Below are 22,579 nucleotides of genomic sequence, written 5' to 3'. Positions count from 1 at the left end.
CATGGGTCACACCTTCAGCAACACGCCCGCAGGCCAGATGCCCCAGGGCGTTTACCCACGTTGACTGGAGGTAATAACAATGGACAAGCCTTATGACTGGGACCTCGTTGAACGCTTGCTGCATGAAGTGCAAAACAGCGCCGACGATACCTTCAAGCCCCGTAAGTACGCAGAAGAGCATGCCGCGGCAGCGGCTGCAGCCGGCGAGCCCGTGGGCAATCTGGACCATCTGAAAGCCATTGCGGGTGAATACGAGAAGTTGCTGCTGGACCGTGGATTTATTCAGTCGCGGCCGGAAGAAGAGGGCGGTAACGGCGAAAATTTCATCCTGACGCCGCTCGGCGCACAGTTACTGGCGTTGATCGACAGCAGCATCCCAGGCAATGACCACCCGCGTCAGGTGCTGGATGAGCAGCAAGACGCGCTTGATCCCGCGATCTTTGAAGAGGTTGCGGCCAAAGCGCAGATTGCTTGAGGAATGCCCGCAAGCCGCTGAATTAAACCCATCTCTGTAGGAGTGAGCTTGCTCGCGATAGCGGATGTCCCGTCATGTATCTAGTGACTGCCTGAACGCTATCGCGAGCAAGCTCGCTCCTACAGGGCCCAAGCATGGCGCAATAGCGTGCATGCTCCCTCTTTCATGCTCGACAGATTCAGCTTGCCTGAGCCGCCTTCAGACAGCTCAAGTCCGTAAAGTCCTTTCTGGTATCTGCAATTTTGCCCAGCAGGCGCTGGCGCTGTTCCGGCGTGCTTTGCGCCATCAAGTCCACTAGTAATGAGATGGCTGCTTGCTCAGTCCGGTCGTAAGCCTCGCGATATTCCGGCGTCCAGAAGGTCTCGCGGTCCTGCAGCAGCTTGGCGATCCTTTTGGAGAAGTCCGGCGCTTTGCGGTCCTCAACCGTAGCCACGAACAGCCTTTGCCAATTCGCCCGGTTGTCGAGCCAGGCGCGGTTTTGCTCGCCGAGCGACTCTGACCAGCTTTGAATACGTTGCTGCTGGCTCGCGCTTAGCTTGCCGATCCAGGGGCTCAGGCGTTTTTCCATGCGCTCGGCACGATCGCTGATCTGTTTGGGCAGCGGCTCCTTGAGGAATTCGTTCTCGCGTTTACGCTGGTCTTTGGCGAATGCGTTCTGCATCTCCAACACTTGTTTGTCGTTCAGTTGGGCGAGCAATTCCACTGCTGAAGGCGTTATCTGTTGTGATATCTGCGCAATCGCCAGCTTCGCTTCGTCAGTCCTGGCCTGTAGCCCATCATGGGTGACCTGATTGGTCTCGACCATGCGTTGCAGCCGATCCAGCCAGCCCAGATAACCCGGCAATTGCGTGGTGCAATGCCAGCTCAAGTGTTCTTTGAGGCGCTCGTCAAACCAGTCTTTTTGTGAGGCATTCATCTCCAGATAGTCGCTGAGCGACCAGGGAATGATGATGTCCAGATTGCGGTACGCCAGCCCGATGCGCGTGCAGCCGCCAAGGATGAACAGCGCCATCAACAACGAAATGAAGGCTTTGTACGGGGTACGCATAACGACTCCTCAGTGGACCTGCCTGTTTGTGTAGAGCGGGCCAAAGAGTAGCAGTTCACTGAATCAGAAGAATGAGCGCACAGCCTTGAGGGTGAAGGTGCCTTCGCAGTTGGGGTTGTGCCCGCTATACGCGCTGCAGTCGCTGCCTGTCAGGCTGGAGCCGCTGTAGATCAAGTTCATGTCGAGACCCAGCCACGGGCGGGACAGGTTCAGCGACCAGTCGTTGAAGCTGGTAACCATGCTGCCGTCCGAGATTTGTTGCGGCGTGTCGTACTGATGGTTGGCGTACTGCATGCGGATGCCGAGCCCTAGCTGTTCGATGCCGCCCAAGTCAACGATCAGGGTGCTGTCGCGTCGACCGATGTCGTTGCTGAAGGCTGCACCGACCCGGCTGTCGAGGATGCGCAGGCCCGCATAAAACTCATGGGTGTCGATCTGGCTCGTGTCCGGGTAGCTATAGCGGATCATGCCGAGCTCGTAGCCAAGTGTCTGGTCGAAGGGTTTCTTGAAGCCCATGTAGGAGTCGAGCTCCAGCGTGCTGTCTTCGGTGACACCGACGTTGGGCGACCATTGGCCAAAGTAGAAGCCGCTGTCGTGGGTCAGATCCAGCCCGCCGTGGAATGAGCCTGAGCCGCTCTGCGTGACCAGGCCCTGAGCCATGCTGCGCGTCGGTGAGGTGCCTAATTTCAGGCTGAAATCCCCCAACTCCCGCTCAATCACCTGGGCGGATGCATGCTGACAAACCAGTAAAGCGCTAAAGGTAAGCGCGCAATAGCGAAAATTGAGCATCGTGCTCACTCCTTCATGTTACGGAGGGGGCAGGTTGAAATGGCCATAGGCCCAACGGGAACAGCATGGGGAACCGCGATCTAGAGCCTCGCAGCATACCTACGAAAGTCGTAGAGCGAAGACCGTTCGTCGATCCACGTGAGAATCAGTTCGAAGCGGTCGCCTGAGCCTGCGGGATGATCAAGCCTCGAATAACCACCAACGCCTGATCGAACGAGGGGTAGCCACTCTTGGCTACGTCCAGTTCTGCGTACTCGGCGCGGTAAGCTTCAGATTTTTTCTGATCGGTCATGCTCAGTTGCTGGGAGAGCAGTGCGATAGCCAGCGGGTGCTTCTGATCGGCTGCGTCTTCAAGCAATTCGATGACGCGGGGCTGATCCGATTGTTGGCGAATCAACAGCACTGCCAGGTAAAACTCGGCCTCGCCAGACGCATCATTCACACCTGCACGGCGCAACATGGCCTCGGCCAGTTCGTAATTTTCCCGGTCGGCTTCACTGATCAACAACTTGGCTTGCAGCATGTCGTTCTGATACAGCAAGTGCTCCGCCCGACAATCACTGCCCGAAGGATGGCCGTCATCAGGAACCGTGTTGCAGTGGTGAGATGCGCAACCCGTCAGGTAGATCAGTGCGCCGAACAGCATCCAGTTCTTCATTCGTGCATTCCGCAAAGGCTGGCTTCGAGACATCATCCTGCCCGTCGCCGGACAACTAGGCAATGGGGGAAGGCAATCGGTCTGGCAGTCAGGTTGAAAACGGCTGGTTGCAACGAAGGTTAGCAAGCTCTGGCGTCTTGAGAGCCAAGACGCAAAGAGATCGACAACTGGAGCGGGGGAAGAATTACTTCTTGCCGAGGGTAATCTGTTTGGACGGGCCGAAAGTCTGGCCGCTGACGCCTTTGGCAATCTGCTGAATTTCGCCACCGGACTTGAGGAAAGCAGCAATCTGGGCGTTGATCGAGTCGCTCGTTTCAACGGCTGGAGCTGGCTTTGCTTTCGAGTTGGATGCTTTTACGCGCATGGCTGCCATTAACCTATATAAACTTAATACGGCCAGCAATGGTACACGAATAGCTTGACAATTGCTTGGGAAATATCCCCTTAAAAACAGCGCATAATTATCTGGCTTCAGGGGCTAAATAATTAACGATGTCAGGCTAAGCGGTTGTTTTAACTCATAAGTTATTTTCAATATTATTTTTCCCCGGGTGAAAAACAGGCGTGTAAAGCACGTGCGCACCTGACGAATGGAGCGCCTGTCGAGCACACTGCCATCAGGCAAATGCCTGATTTTTGGGTCTTTTTGACTGCCCGGCGCAGCGACATCCTGCGTCATCATCATTTGACGCAAACTCGGGTAGAATGCCGCCCACGTAATGAGGGTATTTGCACATGGCTTTAATCGGGCGTTACAACAGCTTGCAAGTGGTTAAACACACTAACTTCGGTCTGTATCTGGATGGCGGGGCGGACGGCGAAATTCTGCTGCCTAATCGTTATATCCCCAAGGATATTCCCAGCGAAGATGAAGACTGGCTCAACGTTTTCATTTATCTGGACAGCGAAGACAAGCTGTTGGCCACCACAGAAAAACCCAAGGTTCAGGTCGGTGAGTTCGCCAGCCTGAAGGTGGTTGAAGTCAACAGCATCGGTGTGTTCCTTGACTGGGGCCTGCCCAAGGATCTGTTGCTGCCTTACTCGGAAGAGAAGCGCACCCTGCAGGCGGGCGATTACTGCGTGGTGCATGTCTATCTGGACAAACACACCCGCCGCATCACCGCTACTGCGCGTCTGGACCGTTATCTGGACAAGACGCCTGCCAGTTACAGCGTGGGGCAGGAAGTGGACTTGCTGGTGGCCGAAGCAACCGACATGGGCTTCAAAGCCATCATCAACAACAAGCATTGGGGCTTGATCCACAAGAACGAAGTCTTCAAGTTCATGCGCGCCGGTAAACAGGAAAAAGGCTACATCAAGGAAATCCGCACGGATGGCAACATCAGCCTGAGCCTGCAGCCGGTGGGCGAGCAAGCCGCCAGCAGCCTGAACAGCAAGATCCTTGGCAAGCTGAAGGAAAACAACGGTGTATTGCCGGTCAGCGACAAAAGCGATCCGCAGGTCATCAGTAACCTGTTCGGCGTCAGCAAAGGCAATTTCAAGAAAGCCATTGGCGCGTTGTACAAACAGGGTCAGATCGTGATCCATGCTGATCGCATAGAACTGGTCTGACGTTCATCGGTTAAAGCAGGGACGATGGATCGTTCCTGCCTGGCATGGGGTCCAACCCGTCAATGCTCATCAGGGCGTGCCGCGCCATGCGGATCAACTCAGACAAGGACGCCTTCCATGAAAAGAAACCTCACGGCTTACTTCAGCATATTGCTGGCATTCCTGATTCTGGACGGTATCTGGCTGGGCGTATTGATGGGCCCGAGCTATCGGGCCTGGCTGGGGCCATTGATGCTCGAAAAACCGGTAATTGCACCCGCTGTGGTGTTTTACCTGCTGTACGCCTTCGGTCTGCTCGTGCTGGCAGTGCAGTCAGGGCTGCGTCGCGACAGTGTCAGCCATGCTGCAAAACGCAGTGCGCTGACCGGGCTGGTGGCTTACGGCACCTATGACCTGACCAATTGGGCCACGCTCCAGGGCTGGCCTGCGCAATTGGCGTTGGTAGACCTGGCGTGGGGCACGTTTGCATCGGCGGTGGCGGGGACGGTGGGATTTCTGGTTGCAAGACGGATTGCTTGATGGCTATCGCATCATCGGACTGGAATGCTTTTCTGTCTGGGGCTAATGCAGCAACCACAATACCTGTAGGAGTGAGCTTGCTCGCGATCACGCCGGCTCAGGCGATAAATTCGTCGACCTAATGACCGAATCGCGAGCAAGCTCACTCCTACAGAGTCACTCGTTCGTTGCGCGACAGCGTTACGCAGTTCAAAGCATCAGGGCTGCAGGAAATCCGCAAAGCTCAGATTTGCACCCAGCGGCCTCACATCCTTCAAATAAGAATCCTTGTCCGCGCTCAGCTCCAGGCTGACGGTGGACTTGCGCTGGCCCTTATTGCGGATTACCAGACCTTCCATGTGATCACGCAGGAACACGGTAGTGACTTTCAGGTGGAGTAACTGATCGCTACTCGGCGTGTACAGCAACAGATGCATCCATTCGTATTGACCCACGGCCAAGCGTGGGACCGGCAGGTCGAACCACCAGATGTTCTTGTTGGTGTTCAACGTGGCGAAATGGGTGTTGTTGGTTCCCAGCACGGCACCGCCCAGTTCCTGGTTCCGGCGTGCGATGGCCTGCTTTTTATCGAATTTCATAATGTTCCTGCGGATCGTTGTATTCAGCGCGACGGGCTGTGGCCCGCGCAGCCGGATTGCGTTGCGCATTCTCGTGGGTTGCCGCACAAACTTAAAGGCAAAGTTTCATCAGACCGGCTTATCAGGCTCATGAGCAGCAGACGAACGGCTATCACGCCGATGAAAATAGTTGAAACTCCCCGTAAATGAGGCAGGTCAATCATTACGTCGAGGCAATGACCTCTCATTGATTCCGTGGAGTAAAACCTATGAGCAGCACTGGCGATAAAGTTAAAGGCATGGCTAACGAAGCAGTCGGTAACGTCAAGCAAGGCGTGGGTAAGGCAACCGACAACTCCAAACTGAAAGCTGAAGGCAAGGCCCAGGAAATCAAAGGCGAAGCCCAGCAAGCCAAAGGCAAAGCCAAAGACGCCGTGAAAAAAGGCGTCGACAAGGCATAAGCCTGACCATCCGGGATAATCCTGGTATTGAGCAACGGCCATCCTCGGATGGCCGTTGTCATTTTCAGCGTTCATAAATCAAGGTTTTGAAACCTTTTTCAGGCGGTCCAGTCCACTCAATTAAGGTAAAACGCCATTATCTGCGAACAGCTTGTGCGAGAGACGCAGTGCCCATCAATGTGAATGTGTAAGCTGCCTCAGTTATGTAGCGAAGGAGACGCCATGATTTTCCCGGAATTGCGCCAACTGCCACTGGGCAAGGTGATGGTACGTACAGTCAGCGAGTTTCTCGATGACGAGATGTCTACCTATGCATCGGCGTTGGCCTACCAGATGTTGTTTTCACTGTTTCCTTTCCTGCTGTTTCTGATCGCCTTGATCGGCTTCCTGCATCTTCCGGACTTCTTCTCCTGGCTGCGTCTGCAATCGGAACTGGTGTTGCCACCTCAGGCGCTTGAGCAGGTCAACCCGGTGATCGATCAGCTTCAGCAGTCCAAAGGCGGTCTGCTTTCGATCGGTATCGTTATCGCACTGTGGACCGCCTCGGCGGGCGTGCGTTTGATGATGAGCGCGATGAATGCAGCGTATGACGTCGTTGAAGGCCGCCCGGTGTGGAAGCGAATTCCCCTGTCGGTGGCCTACACCATTGGCATCGCCATGATGATGCTCGCCGTGGCCGCGTTGATGGTCACCGGACCGCAAGTGATGAACTGGATTGCCGCGCAAATTGGCATGGAGGACTTCATCGTTACGCTTTGGACGATCCTGCGCTGGCCGCTGATTGTCATGTTGCTGATGGTCGCCGTGGCTTTGATTTATTACGTCATGCCGGACGTAAAGCAGGAATTCCGCTTTATCACCCCCGGCTCTGTATTGGCCGTTGTGGTGTGGATACTCGCGTCGCTGGGTTTTGGTTATTACGTCAAGACATTTGCCGACTACAACGCGATGTACGGCAGCATTGGCGCCATCATCGTCCTGCTGCTGTATTTCTATATCTCCGCAGCCGTGCTGTTGCTGGGGGCCGAGATGAATGCAGTGGTTGAGCACATGTCGGCTGAAGGCAAAGACAAAGGCGAGAAGGTCGAGGGTGATGGAGCGCTTGAGTCCACTGAGAAGCAGCACGTCTCCGGGCTGGGGCGTGATCATTCGGTACCGTTGCCTGCCAAGGCTGGGGAATTCTGAGCAAGACTGTGGCAGGATGACGTTTTTTCGCTACGGAGTCCCGCCTGTATGATCCGTACCATCCTGAAAATGGGCGATGAGCGCCTCTTGCGCATCGCTCCACCGGTGCCCACTTCGATGTTTGGCAGCACTGAGCTCAAGACCCTGATCGCCGATATGTTTGAAACCATGGAGAGCGTGGGTGGGGTTGGCCTGGCTGCGCCACAGATTGGCGTTGATCTGCAATTGGTGATCTTCGGTTTCGAACGCAGCGAGCGCTACCCGGACGCGGAAGCCGTGCCGCAGACCATCTTGCTTAACCCGGTCATCACGCCGCTGGGTTCTGAGCTGGAAGAGGGCTGGGAAGGCTGTCTGTCCGTGCCGGGGTTGCGCGGTGTAGTTGATCGCTATCAGAGCATTCGCTATGAAGGCTTTGATCCAGACGGCCAGCCGATCCAGCGCGAAGCCCACGGCTTTCATGCCCGTGTGGTTCAGCACGAATGTGATCACCTGATTGGTCGCCTTTATCCTTCGCGTATTACCGATTTCAGCAAGTTCGGCTTCATGGACGTGATGTTTCCGGACATGGACCCGAATGCGGATGAGTAACGCTTAGGCAGTGTGCATCCGCGCTCTGGATTGGAATGCATTTCTTGTAGGAGCTGCCGAAGGCTGCGAAGCATTTATCCTGACATACCGCCATCGCAGCCTTCGGCAGCTCCTACAGGCCAATGTCTACCGTTCCCACTGCATCGCCCCCAGCTCTTTGGTGCGCTGATACCTCGTCAGCTTGTCCGCCAGCACCGGTGGCAATTCGCTGGCTGGCGTAAAGCCTGATCGTTCATAAAACGCCACGAGTTCAGGCTGGCAAAACAGCCAGACCGGCCCGGTTAAACTCTCCAGCGCCTGTGCAATCAATCTTCCGGCAATTGCCTGGCTTCGCCACTGCGGCGCCACGAACAGCCCCGTCAACCAATATCCGTCAGCAACCGGCGTGAGGTTCAGCGCGCCGATGATTTCCTGCTGTCTGGCCACCCACATCTGTGCCGTGCCAGAGGCGCGCATGGGCGAACGATGTGCGCGGTAGAACTTGTCCAGCAGTGGCTGGCAGATCGGCGGTAGCGGACAGAATTCGATGTCGGACATGGGGGCAGGGCGCACTTCGCGGGGCGTCAGGAATGGCGACGTATCATAGCGTCGAATAGGTGTATAACAGAGGCCAGATCCTTGACCCTGGAGCACGCATCATGAGCAAAGGTATGGATTCAAAGAAAGCGGCAAAGAAAAAGCCAGCCAAAACCGCCGATGAAAAACGCGCCGACAAGAAAACCAAGAAGTCCGATACCGGCCTTTTTGGGCATTGATCTCCAAGTCAGCACGCGCACGACAACTCGTTCGACGCCCATCCTGTAGATACTCACCGAGGTTACGAGGCCAGCGATCACGGTATGTCTGATACTCCGCCATCGCTGGCCTCGTAACCTCGGTGAGCTCCTACAGGGGCCGTGGTTGTAAACGATGGACCGCGCATCCGCTGCATTTTTCATCTATGGTTGGGTCAATCGCTTTGACCGGATTTGCCATGATTCAGGGTATCGCCGAACTCCCGATGTACAACGCTCCAGCGCGCGTTGCTGAAGCCAGCGAGGCCTGGCTGGCACGAATCTTTGAAGTGCTTGGCGCGCAGCGGCTGCAAAGCGCCGGACTCGACCTGCCACAACTCTGGTTATCTGATCAGTTACTGCTTGCGCAAACCTGCGGTTACCCGCTGATGACGTTGCTGAGCGGCAAGGTTCGTCTGCTCGGGCGTCCGGTTTACGAACTGCCCCACAGCGCCGATGGCATGCATTGCAGCCTGTTGGTGGTGCGCGCCGATGATCCCCGCCGCGCACTCACCGAGTTTTACGGCAGCCACGCGTTGGTTAACAGCGAAGACTCCAATTCCGGCATGAACCTGTTCCGGCATGTCGTGGCGCCGCTGCAGCGTGATGGTCGGTTTTTCTCACGTGCATCCCTCACCGGTGGTCATCGGCTCAGTCTGCGCGAGCTTAAAGAAGGGCGAGGTGACCTGGCGGCCATCGACAGCGTGACCTATGACTACCTGGCCCGGGATGCCAGCGAAGAAGTCAGCGGGCTGCGTATTCTGGGACGCACCGCGAGTGGCCCATGTCTGCCCTTTATCACCGCCCTCCGCGTTGACGCTGTGCAGGCCGAGGCTATCCGCCTGGCGATGAACCAGGCGCTGCTGGACTTGCCTGATGTCGCGCAGGCACTGGCTATCAAGCGTGTCATGCCCGCCCAGACCGATGAATATCAAGTGTTGCTGGACTATGAACGTCAAGCGAGCGAGCAAGGGCTGCCTTCATTGTTTTTTTAAAGTTTGTTGGCGACAGGGGGGGCACGCGGTTTATCAGGCACACCGCCTATACATGAATACAACTTATCACCGCTTACGGATGTCGATACCTTTCAAACCCCGCTGATCTATAACAACATCACAACTTTCTCGTCAGGCCGGTTCGGCCATCCAGAGGTGACCATGACATCAATCAGAACCCTGCTCGGCTGTTCACTTCTGGCCCTTGGCCTGCTGGGGCAGCCTGCGGTGGCGGCGGACAAGACCGCACCGATCCACTTTGGCGACATCACGTGGGAAAGCGGCAGCCTGATCACTGAAATCCTGCGCACCATCGTCGAAAAGGGCTACGGCTACCCCACCGATACACTGCCGGGCAGTACGGTGAGTCTGGAAGCGGCGCTGGCCAAAAATGATATTCAGGTTATTGGCGAGGAGTGGGCCGGGCGCAGCCCTGCCTGGGTCAAGGCCGAAGCTGAGGGCAAGGTGCACGGCCTGGGCAACATCGTAAAAGGTGCCACCGAAGGGTGGTGGGTCCCGGAGTTCGTGATCAAGGGTGATCCCGCGAAAGGCATCAAGCCGCTGGCTCCCGACCTTAAGTCCGTGTCGGATCTGCCGCGTTACAAAGACGTGTTCAAAGACCCGGAATCGCCGCAACAAGGGCGCTTCCTCAACAGCCCGACCGGCTGGACGTCGGAAATCGTCAATACCCAGAAGCTCAAGGCTTATGGCCTGACCGACAGCTACGTGAACTTCCGCACGGGCTCGGGTGCAGCGCTGGACGCCGAGATCAGTTCGTCGATTCATCGGGGCAAGCCGGTGTTGTTCTATTACTGGTCGCCGACACCGCTGCTGGGCCGCTTCAAGCTGATCAAGCTGGAAGAGCCGCCGTTTGACGCAGAGGCCTGGAAAACCCTGGCGGATGCCAATAACCCTAATCCGCGGGGCACGCGTTCTCTGGAGCCGCGCTTGAGCATCGGCGTCTCGGATGCCTTCCACAAACAGTACCCAGACCTGGTGGAGTTCTTCGAGAAAGTTGACTTGCCCATCGACCTGCTCAACCAGACGCTGGGTCAGATGAGTGAAAAACGCGAGCAGCCGAAGGCCACCGCTCAGGCGTTTCTCAAAGACCACCCCGAGGTCTGGAAGCAGTGGTTGCCAGCCGAGGTTGCCAGCAAAGTCAGCAGCAGTCTGTGAGGGAGCTTTTGGCGATGCGCCACGGGGTGTCGCCTGTCTGCAAATGGTTGAGTCATGAATACTGATGTGATCTTACGGACGGCGCGCATGACACTGCGCCCGTTCACAGGCGCTGACGTGCCGTGCCTGGCGCAGATACTCAGCGATGCCGAGGTGATGCGCTATTCGGTGCGTGGAGTGCTCACTGAAAGCGCGACTGCCGAATTCGTCCAGTGGTCGGTCGAGTCGTATGCACTTCACGGTTTCGGGCCTTGGGCAGTGGTCGAAAGAAACAGCGACGTGTTGATGGGCTTCTGTGCGCTGAATCGGGAGAACGTCGATGGCATCGAAGAAGTGGAGATCGGTTATCGCTTTGCCACTCGGTTCTGGGGCAGAGGCCTGGCCACCGAGATCGTCCGTGCAACGCTGGCGTATGGTTTTGAGACGTTGGGGCTGCGCTCGATCATTGCCATTGTTCAGCCCGCAAACGTGGCGTCAGTGCGGGTGATTCAGAAGGTGGGCTTCAACGCATTCGTACACAGCCAGTACCACCGGTTGGGCGTCAGGATTTATCGCTTGAACCGTGATGAGTGGCTGGCTCGGGAGGCTTCATGACACTGCACAAGTCGGTTGCTGGCAGCCTGTTTATCGTCTTGCTGCTTGGTTCTTTTACGTGCGTCGAACGCAGTGCCCAGGCGTCTGAAGTCGATGACAGTGCCCTGGCATTCGTCGAGGATCGCCATTTGGGGGAGAGTCTTGGCTGGCTGGGTTATCAGGTCGCTTCGCGTACCGCCACATTCGGCAGCATTGTCGAGGCGGTCGGCAAGACCGAAGCGCAGGTACTGGTCAAAGATGAACTGCAACGCCTGCAACCACAATTTCAGGCGCAATGGGACCGCAACATGGCGGCCTCCTATGCCCAGTCCTTCACAGCTGAAGAGCTGCGCGCGCTCAACCGTGGTGATAACCAGCCAATGCTGGCCAACAAGTTCAAAGCCAAACAGAATGACGTCGGTATGGACATGAAGACGCGCTCTGCTGACTTGCTCAAGGAGTTTGTTTCGCAAGCGCTGAACAATGCGCTGGCCAGGTTGCCACATTGATGTTCCTTACTTCCCTATACACGCAGGCAACGAGGTAGAACCATGGACCCATTCATGCAGGCTGCAATCGACGAAGCGCAGCTCGGGCTTGCCGAAGGCGGCATACCTATCGGCTCCGTTATCGTCCATGACGGCCAGATCATCGGGCGCGGGCACAACCGTCGGGTTCAGGAAGGCAGCGCCATCAAACACGGGGAAATGGACGCGCTGGAAAATGCCGGTCGCCAGCCTGCCCGTGTCTATCGCGATGCGGTGCTCTACACCACGCTTTCACCTTGCGCGATGTGCAGCGGCGCCATTCTGCTGTACGGCATCCGCAAGGTCATCGTCGGCGAGAACCAGACGTTCATGGGCGAAGAAGAACTGCTGCGCTCGCGTGGCGTGAATGTGCAAGTGATCGACAACCACACGTGCGTAGACATGATGAAAGGCTTTATCGCCAGCAAGCCCGAGCTGTGGAATGAGGACATTGGGGAGTAAGGCCTTACCGATCCTGCTGGAACATGCAAACGACTGAACTGAGATGCATCTTCTGTAGAGCTGCCGCAGGCTGCGAAGGTATTTATCTGACACACCGCCATCGCAGCCTGCGGCAGCTCCTACAGAAACCGATGCCAACGCTGCCTTCCCGGCTAAAGCCGGTCCTTCAAAAGTGCTTAAAACGCCTTCGCCACTCCAAACAGCGAAACCTGCAGCTCTCCGTTCTGCTCTTCCAGACGCACCGGCGCTGTTCCGCCGGGCATGTTGACCTGAACCAGACCTGCGCTCACCCAACCCGCGTACCAGGCAGCGCAAGCCACAGCGCTGGCGCTGGTGCCGGAAGATGCGGTGGGGCCTTCGCCGCGCTCGAACACCCTGGCGACCAGCTGATTCGCTGACGCTGCCCATGCCCATTGCAGGTTGACGCCAGCCGGGCAGGGTTGCCCCGCGCCCAAGTCCCCCTCGGCAAAAGCGATACGCGTCAACGGTGCATTCAATGCCTGCTCATGCAGTGACTCGAACGAGGGTAAATCTGCCTCTTGGTTAACCAGCGTGACGCAATGCGGATTGCCCACTCGAACAAAAACGCTGTGGTCCCACTTTTGCTCAATCTGCGTCAACGGTTTAACCCGGACAACCGCGCGGCTGTTGAGCTGTGCAGGCTCCAGGCTGGCGCCAAGTGCACCCACAGCGTCCGGACCAAATGCCGGGTTGCCAAGTGCGAGCCAGAAGCCTTGCTCACCATTGATCGTGGTCGGCTCAACGTGAGTCGGCACGGGGGTAACCGCGTCGGATTTATCATGATGAACCCGCAACTCGAAGCCATTGTTATGGACGCAAGCGGAGTCCGTCAGGAACTGGGCAAAAATCGTCAGGCCGTTGCCGCTACGCTCGGCGAGGGTGCCGTCGGTGTTGATAATCAACAGGTCGAAAGGCGCGACCTGCTGAAACGGTCCGACCAGCAAACCATCCGAGCGGTGCGCCTTGGCGCCTTGCGGTCGAGCCTCATCCGGCCAACTGCACAAGGCGCGCACTGCGGCGGCGGTCCACGCGCTTCGGTTCGCCGCTGCGTCTGCAGCGTTATCTGCAATATCGATCCCCAATTCTCGTAAGCCTTGAGGTGTACAGATGGCGTAGATATTGCCGCGAGCGTCGTAAAGCTGACTCATGATGCCGTTCACAGATTGATTCAAAGTCGTCTATTGGGAAGCAGCCCTGGGCACTCAGGCAAGCTTTTTCAGAGGGCGGATACGTTTGTAGGAGTTCTTCCTGAACAGAACGATGCTAATCTCGATTAATACACTGGTGGCAATCTGATCACCGTTTCAGATTAATCCTGGAGGGATACGGATGTCGGTGCAGTTGCGCAATAACGTCAATGTCATGGGCGAGGGGCCTGCAACCCTCGTATTTTCCCATGGCTTCGGATGCGATCAGAGCATGTGGCGATTCATGGCGCCGCTGTTCGCAGATCGATTCAAGGTTGTGTTGTACGACCTGGTGGGTAACGGTAAATCTGATCTGACGGCTTATTACAAACGCAAGTACGATTCCCTGGATGGTTATGCCAGTGATCTGCTGGAGGTCGTCAAGGAATTCGCCGGGCCTGGCCCGGTGATTCATGTTGGCCACTCGGTCAGCTCGATGATCGGTGCTCTCGCTGATTTGTGTGAGCCCGGCCATTTCGCGGCTCACGTAATGGTGGGGCCGTCGCCTTGCTACATCAACGATGGCGACTATGTGGGCGGCTTTACCCGACAAGACATCGTTTCTTTGCTCAGCACGCTGGCGGCCAATTACTTCGGTTGGGCCAGTACCATGGCGCCGGCCATCATGGGCGCACCCGGTCGTCCTGAACTGGGTGAGGAGTTGACCCAGAGCTTCTGTCGCACTGATCCGGTCATTTCCCAGCAGTTCGCCCGTGTCACCTTCATGGCGGATAATCGCAAGGACGTTGCGCGGTTGCCGACCAAAACCCTGGTCCTGCAGTGCAACAATGACTTTATCGCGCCGCTCGAAGTCGGGAGTTATCTGCAGAGGGTAATGCCAGACTGCACCCTGCGGATCATCGACAACATTGGTCATTGCCCACACATGAGTGCGCCCGACGCCTGTATCGCAGCCATCGATGAGTTCATTCGCGCTTCTGGAGTAGTGCCTCTTGCCCGTTGATGTGGAATTGCATACCGATAGCGACCTGCTATTCGAAACCGCCGCGTGTGGTTTGCTGGTGACTCGGGAAGACGGCACCATTCTGCGAGCCAACCAGACCTTCTGCCAGTGGGTGGGTTTGGAACAGGCGAGCCTGGCGGCGTCACGCTTTCAGGATTTACTGGGCGCAGGTGACCGGATTTTCTACCAGACCCACTGGGGGCCGTTGTTGACCGCACGGGGTTCGGTGGCGGAGATCAAAGTCGACCTGAAGCATCATGACGGGCATGCCCTGACCATGATGCTGAGTGCAGTGCGCCGTGAAACCGCTCAGGGTGTCGTGCACAGCCTGGCCTTGATGAGTGGCGAAGAGCGCAACAAATACCAGCGTGAACTGATGGATACCCGTCAGGCCGCTGAAGACCTGCTATTGCAGCAACTGGCCTCGCAAAAGGAATTGTCTTCGGTGCAAAACCGGCTGCGCCTGGCGCAGACCGAAGCGGATATTCGTGCCACGTTCGCCGAGCAAATGGTGGCTATTGTCAGCCATGACCTGCGCAATCCGCTCGCGGCCATCAAGATGGCGGCCGGGTTGATCGGGCTGGAAGCGCTCAGTGAAAAACAGCAGCGCAGCCTGGGTTTGGTCAATCAGTCGGTGGGGCGTGCGCAGCGCTTGATTGTTGACCTGCTGGACTTCACGCAGGCGCGGGTTGGTAGCGGCATTTCCGTGCTGCCCCAGCCGTTGCAATTGCATGAGGTAATCGCCGCCAGCGTCGCTGAGCAAAGGTTGATCTTTCCGCGTCGGGTGTTGGTGCATGAATGTATCGGCGAAGGCCTGTGTACTGCTGACGCCGACCGGCTGTTCGAACTGATCGACAATCTGGTCAGCAATGCTGTGGCCTATGGCTCGGCGACTGAGGCCATCACCATCACCTCGGCATTCGACGCGCAGTGGATCAGGATTGCGGTACACAACTTCGGCCCGCCGATAGCGCCTGAACGCCTGGACGGCCTGTTTGAGCCGATGCCGCATGGCGTGGCCGATGACGACCCAAGCCGCAGCATCGGCCTTGGCCTGTTCATCGTCCGCGAGATCGCCCGCGCGCATTGGGGAGATGTCAGCGTAACGTCCAGTGCCGAAGACGGCACCACCTTCACCATCAACCTGGCGCGACCGGTGGGGTGATGGACCCTGTTGGCGCTGAGCTTGAAGGACCGTGCCAGCCCCTTTCGCCAACAAGTTGCCCCTATCGGTTCAAACCCACACCGTCATCCATGTCGAGGCCAGCAGCAACAGCGCCATGCTGCGGTTGAAGCGTTGCATGCTTTGCGGTGACTGGCAGAAGCGGGCGGCGCTGACGCCCAGCCAGGCCCAGGCTGTCATGCACGGGATGGCGATCACGAAGAATATCAGCGACAGGTACACCACGCGCATGCCCCTGTCCGCGTCAGCACCGGCAAATACGCTGATCACCGCCAGCGCCATCATCCACGTCTTCGGGTTTACCAGTTGCAGGCTGGCGGCGCCGAACAGGCCCAGGCGCGGGCCTTTGTTGTCGATGCCGGTGGGGGTAATGGCGGCGGGCGGTGCGCTGAAAATCTGCCAGGCCATCCAGCTCAGCCACGCAATACCGACCCACGACATGGCGGTCTGAATACCCTGATGACGAGCCAGCACATCACCAATCCCTGTGCCCACCAGCAAGACCAGCGCAGCGGCACCGCCACAGGCGCCTAGCACGATGGGCGCGACCACTGTCCAGCCGTGTCGCGAGCTGTTGGTCATTACCAGAATATTGGTCGGGCCAGGTGTGATGGATGACACGAAAGCAAACAGCATGAAAGGTAAGAACTGTTCCATGAAACGCTCGTCGGTGATTGATCGTCAGTCAATCATCGCCATCGACAGCGCTTCAGTCTGGAAGGTTTGAGCAGCGCTTGCGGTAGTGGGCGGGTGTCATCCTGTACGCCCGCTGAAACCAGCGGCCCAGATGGCTTTGATCGGCAAAGCCAAGCGCGGCTGCAACCTCGGCAGGGGACAGGCCGCTGGCCAGCAGCCGTCGGGCCTTGGCCAGACGCAGCTGGATCAGATAGGCATGCGGCGCGATGCCGAATGCCGCCTTGAATGCCCGAGTCAGACGAAACCGGTCAACCCCGGTGACTCGTGCCAGGTCATCCAGGCCGATGTCCTGATGGCTGTGACTGTGCAGAAACTCACGGGCGGTTTGCGCCACCAGGGGTAAGCGCGGGTCAGGGGATACCTGAGTGCGCCAGCGCAGGTGGCGGGTCAGGTTCGACAGCAAATCATCAAGGGCTGTCTGGCGCACGATGCGCAGTTCGCCACCGTGCAGCATGTTGAACGCGTTGGCGGTGGCCGTGGCCAGACGCACATCATCAGCCTGGGTATCGGCAAAGCTGATCTGGCAGTCGGCCGGGGTATGTTCGAACAGTGCTCGCAATTCCCGGTCCAGCCATTTGGGGTCCACATACAGCGTCAGGTAGGTGAAACCCTCAGGTGCAGGCGCGTCACCGTCATGGATCTCACCGGGCTCAAGCAAAAATATTCGCCCCGGCGTACTGATGCGCTTCTGACGCCGACAATGAAACTGCTGCACACCCTGCTCGGTAATGCCCACCAGGTAGCTGTCATGCCAATGGGGGTCATAGGCATGACCCTCAAAATGCGCACGAATCGTCTCGATGCCGGACTCGTGGTCCTGCTTCAAGTCGATCCAGTTGCTATTGGCCATGGTGAAGTCCTGTCAGAACAGCGAATGTGTTGCAGGTGAAGGATAAGGCTGAACGGTCACTCCGTTTGTTTGATTGTCGTCGTTTGTCATTCCGCGTGTCTGGAAGATTTGTGCAGCCATCAAGGCAGCAGTTCAAAGCGACTGCTGCCCAGACACTCACCGTTGATCAAAACGTCCAGTTCATGCACGCCCGGATAATGCACGCGGGTGGTGAAATTACGGACCTGAAGCTTGCGCGTGACAACCACTGACTTGCCGGGCTCCAGTTCCAGTGTTTTCAGTTTGAAGACCTTGGCCGAGGTGCCACCGGATTTCTTCACGTAATGAATCGCGTAATCAATGATCAGTCGCTGGCTTTTCGCCGCTGTCGACGTCAGTAGAAACGACAGGCTCAGGTTGTCCCCGAGACGAATTTCGCCCGGGGTGACGCTGACCTGTTCAACGCATACCTGTGGCTTATGCCCGGCACCCATGATCGTCAACGCGCGGCGATCACCTTTCTTGATCAGCGAGCGCAGTGCATGGCGGGCAATCCAGGCTGTATGCGGATTATCCAGCGACCAGCTTTCGATCTGTGCGAGCACCCAGTCAGGGTTGTCCTTGGTGATGTCGTTCAGGTGATTGGCCACTGACTTGCGCACGTAGAGGCTGGTGTCGGCTTTGAGGGCGTCGAGAATCGGCAACACAGGTGTTGGATCGACCATCAACGTCTCCAGTCGAAACGACCACGGCAGACGGGGTCGGCTACCTTCGCTGGCGAGCCTGCGCACATGTTCATTTTCGTCCAGCGCCCAGCCTTGCATGATCTGCAGTGCACGCTGGAAGTCCAGCCGCAGGAAGTGCCGCACGGCAAATTCAGAAGAGCCAAACGTGGTGAAGAATTTCAACGCCTGCATCGATCGGTCAAAATCGTGCTGACCGTACAACGCGACATATTCCGGGAGGATAAGGCTGACAAAGCTGCTGTTCAGGCGTGGCGCGAGCGCTTGCAGAATGTCCAGCGCCTCACTGTAATCGGCAGGCAAACCCGCATGCAGACCACGACTGACACGATTGAGGCGTTGCATGAGCGACTGGCTGTCCAGGTCATGAGCGACATGGGCCAGAAACGCCTCGGTGTCGAAAGCGGGGTAGATCGCCCGGGTTTGCTCGGCGATGTGCTGCAGTCGCGCCCGATTGAAAATTTCCTTCAGCGCCGGTGCGGCCTCGGAAGTGTCGGTCATGAGGGGGGGTATCTCCTGATTATTAATGCTGAGAACCTGTAGGCGTTGCCGCAGAGCATTGTGGCAGCGTTACAGTCCAGTGAGGTGTATCAGATGCACTGGTCTTTCTCGCGAACGAGTTTGCCCCGATCAAACCACATGCAAATTACTGGATTGCAATGCATTTTCTGTAGGAGTGCCCCGTCATCCAGACGCAGCGCTATCGGATAGCAAACATCGGGCCCTACAGAAAAAGCATCTGAATTCATATGGCTATTTGCGTTTGATGAGCGCTACCGGGCGGGCTTTGCCGGCACCACTGCACATCCTTGTTACAAACTCAAACCCGCGCCGGTTGCTCATCCACCCTGTTGGAGGCGAACCTAGCGGTGCAATCGCCATCAAAGACCCGGATCGTTACCGTTTTCAACAGAAGGTAAGTGATGAACAGTTTTGCGCGACGTGTTGCACTCCTGACCCTGGGAAGCCTGCTGACAGCCGGCCTGACCAGTGTTGCCCAGGCTCAGACCTTGCCCAGCAGCACGCTCAATAGCGGCAACCCGAATAACAGCCCTATTCACCGTGCCAACCCTAACAGTCGCCAGGGCACTGTCCCTGCCACGCCACCTGTGCGCGGCCCGAGTACGGCCCCCAACCCGCGACCGCCTACGCTGGAAAATGGCGGCATTGGCAATGGCTATCCGACCCGACAACAAGCCCCTCGCCCGGGTGACAGCAATACCGGGCAAAACCGTAAAAGTACTGATTAAGACCCGCAGCCCCCTCAAGCCGGGGGGCTTTTTCATGACATAAGGAATCGTTCATGCATTGCAAAACCTTGATCGCAACGTTGTGTGCAAGCGCCTTTTTGAGTGTGTCACTGAGCGCAGTTGCCGGTCCCGTACAGGACTTTAAAACCGAGCAGGGCACCATCAGCGTTGAAGAAGTGGCCAAGGGGCTCGCCCATCCGTGGGCCGTGGCATTCCTGCCGGATAACAAGGGCATGCTGGTGACTGAAAAGCCGGGCAACCTGCGCGTCGTGTCGCCTGACGGTACCTTGTCCCAACCGCTGTCCGGCGTGCCCAAGGTCTGGGCAAACGGGCAGGGTGGTTTGCTGGACGTTGCCCTGTCTCCGGATTTCGCCAAAGACCGCATGGTGTACCTGACCTTTTCCGAGGTGGGTGACGACGGCAAGGCTGGCACCGCAGCAGGCCGCGGGCGCCTCTCGGCAGACCTGAGCAAGCTGGAAGATTTCAATGTGATTTTCCGTCAGCAACCAAAGCTGTCGGTGGGCAACCACTTTGGCTCGCGGATCGTCTTCGACCGTGAGGGGTACCTGTTCATTGCCCTTGGCGAGAACAATGACCGGCCGACCGCCCAGGATCTGGATAAATTGCAGGGCAAGATCGTACGCCTGTTCGCCGACGGTAAGGTGCCGCCTGACAACCCGTTCGTTGGCCAGAAAAACGTGCGTCCGGAAATCTGGTCGTATGGCCATCGCAATCAGCAAGGTGCCGCGCTCAATCCATGGACGGGTACTTTATGGACCAACGAGCATGGCCCGAAAGGTGGCGATGAGGTGAATATCGTCGAGCGCGCCCAGAACTATGGCTGGCCACTGGCGACCCACGGCATCAATTATTCCGGCGAGCCGATTCCCGAAGCCAAAGGCAAATTTGTTGAAGGCACCATCAAACCGTTCCACGTCTGGGAAAAATCACCGGGCATCAGCGGCATGGCTTTTTACGACGCGTCACGCTTCAAGGCCTGGGACCACAACCTGTTTATCGGTGCGCTTGCATCGGAAGATCTGATTCGTCTGGAGTTTGAGGATGGCAAGATCGTCCACGAAGAACGCTTGCTGGGTGAACTCAAGAAACGCATTCGGGATGTGCGTCAGGGGCCGGATGGTTATATCTATGTGCTGACCGATGAAGACAATGGTCAACTATTGAAAGTCGGGTTGAAGCAGTAAAACCTGCGGACCGTAACGTGTTGGCGAAACGGTGATTCAGACAGTAACTTTTTCATTGTCTGAGCCACCGTTGTTTAGCACGTTCAGTGCTGCAGGTTTATATCAAGCAGGATGAGTAAGGATTACTTATCCTGTTTGTCTTTTACAATGGCGCCGGTTTTGGCGTTGACATCAACGTCCCACTCAACGCCTTGGGCATCGCGCAGTTCAACCTGATAGATATAGTTGCCTTGTGCGTCCTGATCCAGTTCGGTGTCATGGATAGTGAAGCCTGGGTGCTTGTCCTGCGCCAGCTTGTTCAATTTTTCAAAGTCCATGATCGCGCCAGACTTGAGCAGGCCAGGGATTTGATCCGGACGTACGTCTGCCTGGGCAGCGCCAGCAGCGGCAGTAAGGGCAACAGCAGCAAACAAGGCATTCAAGGTTTTCATGGGTACTTCCTTATGGTTGATCTGATGATATTGATCCAGGGGCAACTGAATCGTTCCGTTGCCTGTTGAAGCTAGATTAGCCACTGATACTTAATTCACCCTTAATAATAACCGTGGCCGTTATTGCCGGTTGTTAACCCCTGTCTTCCTGCAAGTTTGCCGGTCCCACGACATCGCGCCATCGCGCAAAACCTGTGGGAGCCGAGCTTGCACGCGATTGGCGCACCGCAGTTTTCAGGCAGTACCACCTCATCACTCATCCAAACCCCTAGCCATTAGCCTCCTTTTTGCTATTCTTCGCGCCCTGCGACGCAGTGTCGCGCTCTCACTCTTCCGTGTCCGGGGTCCTTATGACGGCCATTGCTCGACCACGTCCTCAGCCGCTGTCCCGGGCTGACTACAAAACCCTGGGCCTCGCGGCGTTGGGCGGGGCGCTGGAAATCTATGACTTCATCATTTTCGTCTTCTTTGCGCTAACGCTCAGCCAACTGTTCTTCCCGCCAGAAATGCCCGAATGGCTGCGTCTGCTACAAAGCTTCGGGATTTTTGTGACCGGTTATCTGGCCCGTCCGCTGGGCGGCATTCTGATGGCCCACTTCGCTGACCGGTTGGGGCGCAAGCAGGTATTCAGCCTGAGCATTCTGATGATGGCGCTGCCGTGTCTGCTGATCGGGGTGATGCCAACGTACGCGCAGATCGGCTATTGGGCGCCATTGGTTTTGCTGGCGTTGCGTATCCTGCAAGGTGCAGCAGTGGGCGGCGAAGTGCCCAGCGCCTGGGTATTCGTTGCCGAGCACGCGCCCAAAGGCCATCGCGGTTACGCACTGGGCATCCTTCAGGCCGGTTTGACGTTCGGTTATCTGCTGGGCGCACTGATCGCCACCTGGCTGGCCAAGGTCTTCACCCCGGCTGAAATTCTTGATTACGCCTGGCGTATCCCGTTCCTGCTGGGCGGCGCTTTTGGTGTCCTCGGCGTATGGCTACGTCGCTGGTTGAGCGAGACGCCAGTGTTCATGGCCATGCACGCCCAGCGCGAAGCCGCAACGGAGTTTCCCCTGAAAGCAGTGCTGCGCGAACATCGCCAATCATTGCTGCCCGCCGCATTACTGACCTGCGTGCTGACCTCCGCCGTGGTGGTGCTGGTGGTGATCACGCCGACGGTCATGCAAAAACGCTTCGGCATGAGCGCCAGCGATACGTTTGCCCTCAGCAGCCTGGGTATCGTGTTCCTGAACATTGGTTGTGTACTGGCGGGCATGCTGGTCGATCGTATCGGCGCGTGGCGTGGCGTGATCATCTATAGCCTGCTGCTGCCATTGGGGATCGGCTTGCTCTACGCCAGCCTGATCGGCGAATGGCTGGCGCCGGGCATCGCCTATGCGCTGGCAGGTCTGGCCTGCGGCATTGTCGGCGTAGTGCCTTCAGTGATGGTTGGCTTGTTCCCTGCCGATATACGTGTTTCGGGTATCTCGTTTACCTACAACATCGCTTACGCGCTCTGGGCCAGCACCACGCCGTTGATGCTGATCGCACTGATGCCCTGGAGCCCTTGGGTGTGCGTTGGCTACGTCGCGATCATGGGCGCGGTAGGGCTGGCAACCGCCGCGGTCTATGGTTTGCGTCGCGGCATGAAGGTTGATGCGGTGTTCGTCAGCAACTGACAGCCTTCGCTTTTGTTTGGTCGGGATAAGGCCTGTCTTTATCCCGAGCCG

The 22,579-nt window shown here is 57.2% G+C and carries 27 protein-coding genes; 16 read left to right on the top strand and 11 right to left on the bottom strand.

Annotated elements, in window-relative coordinates; genetic code table 11:
* The first annotated feature begins 79 nt into the window (after positions 1-79).
* Positions 80-475: a transcriptional regulator gene (locus tag EE949_RS20640; protein WP_122665972.1), complete on the top strand. Its 396-nt coding sequence runs from the start codon at positions 80-82 to the stop codon at positions 473-475.
* 178 nt (positions 476-653) lie between these two features.
* Here the strand turns inward: EE949_RS20640 and EE949_RS20635 are convergent, their stop codons facing one another.
* The 4 genes from EE949_RS20635 to EE949_RS20620 all read right to left on the bottom strand — a co-directional run bounded on the left by EE949_RS20635 (position 654) and on the right by EE949_RS20620 (position 3,343).
* Entirely contained in the window at positions 654-1,523 is an 870-nt protein-coding gene (locus tag EE949_RS20635; RefSeq protein WP_122665971.1) for a DUF6279 family lipoprotein, read from the bottom strand.
* Positions 1,524-1,586: 63 nt separating this feature from the next.
* Positions 1,587-2,312: a TorF family putative porin gene (locus EE949_RS20630; protein ID WP_122665970.1), complete on the bottom strand. Its 726-nt coding sequence runs from the start codon at positions 2,310-2,312 to the stop codon at positions 1,587-1,589.
* Positions 2,313-2,457: 145 nt separating this feature from the next.
* Positions 2,458-2,970, bottom strand: a complete 513-nt coding sequence (locus tag EE949_RS20625; RefSeq protein WP_162874730.1) for a hypothetical protein — start codon at positions 2,968-2,970, stop codon at positions 2,458-2,460.
* A 184-nt stretch (positions 2,971-3,154) separates the two neighbouring features.
* Entirely contained in the window at positions 3,155-3,343 is a 189-nt protein-coding gene (locus EE949_RS20620) for a hypothetical protein (RefSeq protein WP_027898056.1), read from the bottom strand.
* Between the two features lie 362 nt (positions 3,344-3,705).
* Here EE949_RS20620 and EE949_RS20615 point away from each other — a divergent pair, with 362 nt between their 5' ends.
* Both EE949_RS20615 and EE949_RS20610 read left to right on the top strand, forming a co-directional pair.
* Positions 3,706-4,542, top strand: a complete 837-nt coding sequence (locus tag EE949_RS20615; RefSeq protein ID WP_087270638.1) for a CvfB family protein — start codon at positions 3,706-3,708, stop codon at positions 4,540-4,542.
* A gap of 117 nt (positions 4,543-4,659) precedes the next feature.
* Complete coding sequence (locus tag EE949_RS20610) at positions 4,660-5,061, top strand: DUF2177 family protein (RefSeq protein ID WP_122665968.1); 402 nt, start codon at positions 4,660-4,662, stop codon at positions 5,059-5,061.
* A gap of 197 nt (positions 5,062-5,258) precedes the next feature.
* Here EE949_RS20610 and EE949_RS20605 read toward each other — a convergent pair whose 3' ends face one another.
* A complete protein-coding gene (locus tag EE949_RS20605) occupies positions 5,259-5,639 on the bottom strand; it encodes a hypothetical protein (RefSeq protein ID WP_095102299.1) in 381 nt (126 codons plus the stop codon).
* 248 nt (positions 5,640-5,887) lie between these two features.
* Here EE949_RS20605 and EE949_RS20600 point away from each other — a divergent pair, with 248 nt between their 5' ends.
* The 3 genes from EE949_RS20600 to def all read left to right on the top strand — a co-directional run bounded on the left by EE949_RS20600 (position 5,888) and on the right by def (position 7,852).
* Positions 5,888-6,079, top strand: coding sequence for a CsbD family protein (locus EE949_RS20600; protein WP_087270630.1), 192 nt, complete (start codon positions 5,888-5,890; stop codon positions 6,077-6,079).
* 222 nt (positions 6,080-6,301) lie between these two features.
* Complete coding sequence (locus tag EE949_RS20595) at positions 6,302-7,264, top strand: YihY/virulence factor BrkB family protein (RefSeq protein WP_122665967.1); 963 nt, start codon at positions 6,302-6,304, stop codon at positions 7,262-7,264.
* 48 nt (positions 7,265-7,312) lie between these two features.
* Complete coding sequence (def, locus tag EE949_RS20590; RefSeq protein ID WP_122665966.1) at positions 7,313-7,852, top strand: peptide deformylase; 540 nt, start codon at positions 7,313-7,315, stop codon at positions 7,850-7,852.
* 126 nt (positions 7,853-7,978) lie between these two features.
* Here def and EE949_RS20585 read toward each other — a convergent pair whose 3' ends face one another.
* A complete protein-coding gene (locus EE949_RS20585) occupies positions 7,979-8,389 on the bottom strand; it encodes a GNAT family N-acetyltransferase (RefSeq protein WP_122665965.1) in 411 nt (136 codons plus the stop codon).
* 436 nt (positions 8,390-8,825) lie between these two features.
* Here EE949_RS20585 and EE949_RS20580 point away from each other — a divergent pair, with 436 nt between their 5' ends.
* The 5 genes from EE949_RS20580 (at position 8,826) to EE949_RS20560 (ending at position 12,358) form a co-directional block, all read left to right on the top strand.
* A complete protein-coding gene (locus tag EE949_RS20580) occupies positions 8,826-9,620 on the top strand; it encodes a phosphate/phosphite/phosphonate ABC transporter substrate-binding protein (RefSeq protein ID WP_122665964.1) in 795 nt (264 codons plus the stop codon).
* 162 nt (positions 9,621-9,782) lie between these two features.
* Positions 9,783-10,796, top strand: a complete 1,014-nt coding sequence (locus EE949_RS20575; RefSeq protein ID WP_122665963.1) for an ABC transporter substrate-binding protein — start codon at positions 9,783-9,785, stop codon at positions 10,794-10,796.
* A gap of 87 nt (positions 10,797-10,883) precedes the next feature.
* Positions 10,884-11,390, top strand: a complete 507-nt coding sequence (locus EE949_RS20570; protein ID WP_240350678.1) for a GNAT family N-acetyltransferase — start codon at positions 10,884-10,886, stop codon at positions 11,388-11,390.
* A complete protein-coding gene (locus EE949_RS20565; RefSeq protein WP_122665961.1) occupies positions 11,387-11,878 on the top strand; it encodes a hypothetical protein in 492 nt (163 codons plus the stop codon). Before EE949_RS20570 ends, EE949_RS20565 begins: the two co-directional genes overlap by 4 nt.
* 42 nt (positions 11,879-11,920) lie before the next feature.
* Positions 11,921-12,358 (top strand): nucleoside deaminase, encoded by a 438-nt coding sequence (locus tag EE949_RS20560; protein WP_122665960.1) that lies wholly within the window; start codon positions 11,921-11,923, stop codon positions 12,356-12,358.
* A 176-nt stretch (positions 12,359-12,534) separates the two neighbouring features.
* On the opposite strand, the gene EE949_RS20555 is transcribed toward EE949_RS20560, so the two are convergent.
* Positions 12,535-13,527: a diaminopimelate epimerase gene (locus EE949_RS20555; protein WP_122666136.1), complete on the bottom strand. Its 993-nt coding sequence runs from the start codon at positions 13,525-13,527 to the stop codon at positions 12,535-12,537.
* Between the two features lie 181 nt (positions 13,528-13,708).
* On the opposite strand from EE949_RS20555, the gene EE949_RS20550 reads away from it, so the two are divergent.
* Together EE949_RS20550 and EE949_RS20545 are read left to right on the top strand one after the other, a co-directional pair.
* The gene (locus EE949_RS20550; RefSeq protein WP_122665959.1) at positions 13,709-14,530 is read left to right on the top strand and encodes an alpha/beta fold hydrolase; all 822 of its coding nucleotides are present in this window, start codon (positions 13,709-13,711) and stop codon (positions 14,528-14,530) included.
* The gene (locus EE949_RS20545) at positions 14,520-15,695 is read left to right on the top strand and encodes a PAS domain-containing sensor histidine kinase (RefSeq protein ID WP_122665958.1); all 1,176 of its coding nucleotides are present in this window, start codon (positions 14,520-14,522) and stop codon (positions 15,693-15,695) included. The genes EE949_RS20550 and EE949_RS20545 overlap by 11 nt, the downstream gene beginning before the upstream one ends.
* A gap of 69 nt (positions 15,696-15,764) precedes the next feature.
* Here EE949_RS20545 and EE949_RS20540 read toward each other — a convergent pair whose 3' ends face one another.
* The 3 genes from EE949_RS20540 to EE949_RS20530 all read right to left on the bottom strand — a co-directional run bounded on the left by EE949_RS20540 (position 15,765) and on the right by EE949_RS20530 (position 18,482).
* Positions 15,765-16,370: a LysE family translocator gene (locus tag EE949_RS20540; protein WP_122665957.1), complete on the bottom strand. Its 606-nt coding sequence runs from the start codon at positions 16,368-16,370 to the stop codon at positions 15,765-15,767.
* A 52-nt stretch (positions 16,371-16,422) separates the two neighbouring features.
* The gene (locus tag EE949_RS20535; protein ID WP_122665956.1) at positions 16,423-17,259 is read right to left on the bottom strand and encodes an AraC family transcriptional regulator; all 837 of its coding nucleotides are present in this window, start codon (positions 17,257-17,259) and stop codon (positions 16,423-16,425) included.
* A 119-nt stretch (positions 17,260-17,378) separates the two neighbouring features.
* Positions 17,379-18,482 (bottom strand): DNA alkylation repair protein, encoded by a 1,104-nt coding sequence (locus tag EE949_RS20530; RefSeq protein WP_122665955.1) that lies wholly within the window; start codon positions 18,480-18,482, stop codon positions 17,379-17,381.
* Positions 18,483-18,904: 422 nt separating this feature from the next.
* Between EE949_RS20530 and EE949_RS20525 the strand changes: the two genes are divergently transcribed.
* Both EE949_RS20525 and EE949_RS20520 read left to right on the top strand, forming a co-directional pair.
* Entirely contained in the window at positions 18,905-19,231 is a 327-nt protein-coding gene (locus tag EE949_RS20525) for a hypothetical protein (RefSeq protein WP_122665954.1), read from the top strand.
* 53 nt (positions 19,232-19,284) lie between these two features.
* A complete protein-coding gene (locus EE949_RS20520; protein WP_122665953.1) occupies positions 19,285-20,436 on the top strand; it encodes a PQQ-dependent sugar dehydrogenase in 1,152 nt (383 codons plus the stop codon).
* A 122-nt stretch (positions 20,437-20,558) separates the two neighbouring features.
* Here EE949_RS20520 and EE949_RS20515 read toward each other — a convergent pair whose 3' ends face one another.
* Positions 20,559-20,867, bottom strand: a complete 309-nt coding sequence (locus tag EE949_RS20515; protein WP_122665952.1) for a PepSY domain-containing protein — start codon at positions 20,865-20,867, stop codon at positions 20,559-20,561.
* Between the two features lie 350 nt (positions 20,868-21,217).
* On the opposite strand from EE949_RS20515, the gene EE949_RS20510 reads away from it, so the two are divergent.
* Positions 21,218-22,528, top strand: coding sequence for an MFS transporter (locus EE949_RS20510; RefSeq protein WP_122665951.1), 1,311 nt, complete (start codon positions 21,218-21,220; stop codon positions 22,526-22,528).
* The last annotated feature ends 51 nt before the right edge of the window (positions 22,529-22,579 follow it).

This window comes from Pseudomonas viridiflava, assembly GCF_900602065.1.
Taxonomy (GTDB): domain Bacteria; phylum Pseudomonadota; class Gammaproteobacteria; order Pseudomonadales; family Pseudomonadaceae; genus Aquipseudomonas.
The sequence above is the reverse complement of the archived record's forward strand: the minus strand, read 5'-3'. Positions and strand labels throughout refer to the sequence as shown.

Bases quoted from the DNA above. Each gene is read 5' to 3' on its own strand.
- EE949_RS20640 (WP_122665972.1), top strand. From the start codon at position 80: ATGGACAAGCCTTATGACTGGGACCTCGTTGAACGCTTGCTGCATGAA.
- EE949_RS20635 (WP_122665971.1), bottom strand. From the start codon at position 1,523: ATGCGTACCCCGTACAAAGCCTTCATTTCGTTGTTGATGGCGCTGTTC.
- EE949_RS20630 (WP_122665970.1), bottom strand. From the start codon at position 2,312: ATGCTCAATTTTCGCTATTGCGCGCTTACCTTTAGCGCTTTACTGGTT.
- EE949_RS20625 (WP_162874730.1), bottom strand. From the start codon at position 2,970: ATGAAGAACTGGATGCTGTTCGGCGCACTGATCTACCTGACGGGTTGC.
- EE949_RS20620 (WP_027898056.1), bottom strand. From the start codon at position 3,343: ATGGCAGCCATGCGCGTAAAAGCATCCAACTCGAAAGCAAAGCCAGCT.
- EE949_RS20615 (WP_087270638.1), top strand. From the start codon at position 3,706: ATGGCTTTAATCGGGCGTTACAACAGCTTGCAAGTGGTTAAACACACT.
- EE949_RS20610 (WP_122665968.1), top strand. From the start codon at position 4,660: ATGAAAAGAAACCTCACGGCTTACTTCAGCATATTGCTGGCATTCCTG.
- EE949_RS20605 (WP_095102299.1), bottom strand. From the start codon at position 5,639: ATGAAATTCGATAAAAAGCAGGCCATCGCACGCCGGAACCAGGAACTG.
- EE949_RS20600 (WP_087270630.1), top strand. From the start codon at position 5,888: ATGAGCAGCACTGGCGATAAAGTTAAAGGCATGGCTAACGAAGCAGTC.
- EE949_RS20595 (WP_122665967.1), top strand. From the start codon at position 6,302: ATGATTTTCCCGGAATTGCGCCAACTGCCACTGGGCAAGGTGATGGTA.
- def (WP_122665966.1), top strand. From the start codon at position 7,313: ATGATCCGTACCATCCTGAAAATGGGCGATGAGCGCCTCTTGCGCATC.
- EE949_RS20585 (WP_122665965.1), bottom strand. From the start codon at position 8,389: ATGTCCGACATCGAATTCTGTCCGCTACCGCCGATCTGCCAGCCACTG.
- EE949_RS20580 (WP_122665964.1), top strand. From the start codon at position 8,826: ATGATTCAGGGTATCGCCGAACTCCCGATGTACAACGCTCCAGCGCGC.
- EE949_RS20575 (WP_122665963.1), top strand. From the start codon at position 9,783: ATGACATCAATCAGAACCCTGCTCGGCTGTTCACTTCTGGCCCTTGGC.
- EE949_RS20570 (WP_240350678.1), top strand. From the start codon at position 10,884: ATGACACTGCGCCCGTTCACAGGCGCTGACGTGCCGTGCCTGGCGCAG.
- EE949_RS20565 (WP_122665961.1), top strand. From the start codon at position 11,387: ATGACACTGCACAAGTCGGTTGCTGGCAGCCTGTTTATCGTCTTGCTG.
- EE949_RS20560 (WP_122665960.1), top strand. From the start codon at position 11,921: ATGGACCCATTCATGCAGGCTGCAATCGACGAAGCGCAGCTCGGGCTT.
- EE949_RS20555 (WP_122666136.1), bottom strand. From the start codon at position 13,527: ATGAGTCAGCTTTACGACGCTCGCGGCAATATCTACGCCATCTGTACA.
- EE949_RS20550 (WP_122665959.1), top strand. From the start codon at position 13,709: ATGTCGGTGCAGTTGCGCAATAACGTCAATGTCATGGGCGAGGGGCCT.
- EE949_RS20540 (WP_122665957.1), bottom strand. From the start codon at position 16,370: ATGGAACAGTTCTTACCTTTCATGCTGTTTGCTTTCGTGTCATCCATC.
- EE949_RS20535 (WP_122665956.1), bottom strand. From the start codon at position 17,259: ATGGCCAATAGCAACTGGATCGACTTGAAGCAGGACCACGAGTCCGGC.
- EE949_RS20530 (WP_122665955.1), bottom strand. From the start codon at position 18,482: ATGACCGACACTTCCGAGGCCGCACCGGCGCTGAAGGAAATTTTCAAT.
- EE949_RS20525 (WP_122665954.1), top strand. From the start codon at position 18,905: ATGAACAGTTTTGCGCGACGTGTTGCACTCCTGACCCTGGGAAGCCTG.
- EE949_RS20520 (WP_122665953.1), top strand. From the start codon at position 19,285: ATGCATTGCAAAACCTTGATCGCAACGTTGTGTGCAAGCGCCTTTTTG.
- EE949_RS20515 (WP_122665952.1), bottom strand. From the start codon at position 20,867: ATGAAAACCTTGAATGCCTTGTTTGCTGCTGTTGCCCTTACTGCCGCT.
- EE949_RS20510 (WP_122665951.1), top strand. From the start codon at position 21,218: ATGACGGCCATTGCTCGACCACGTCCTCAGCCGCTGTCCCGGGCTGAC.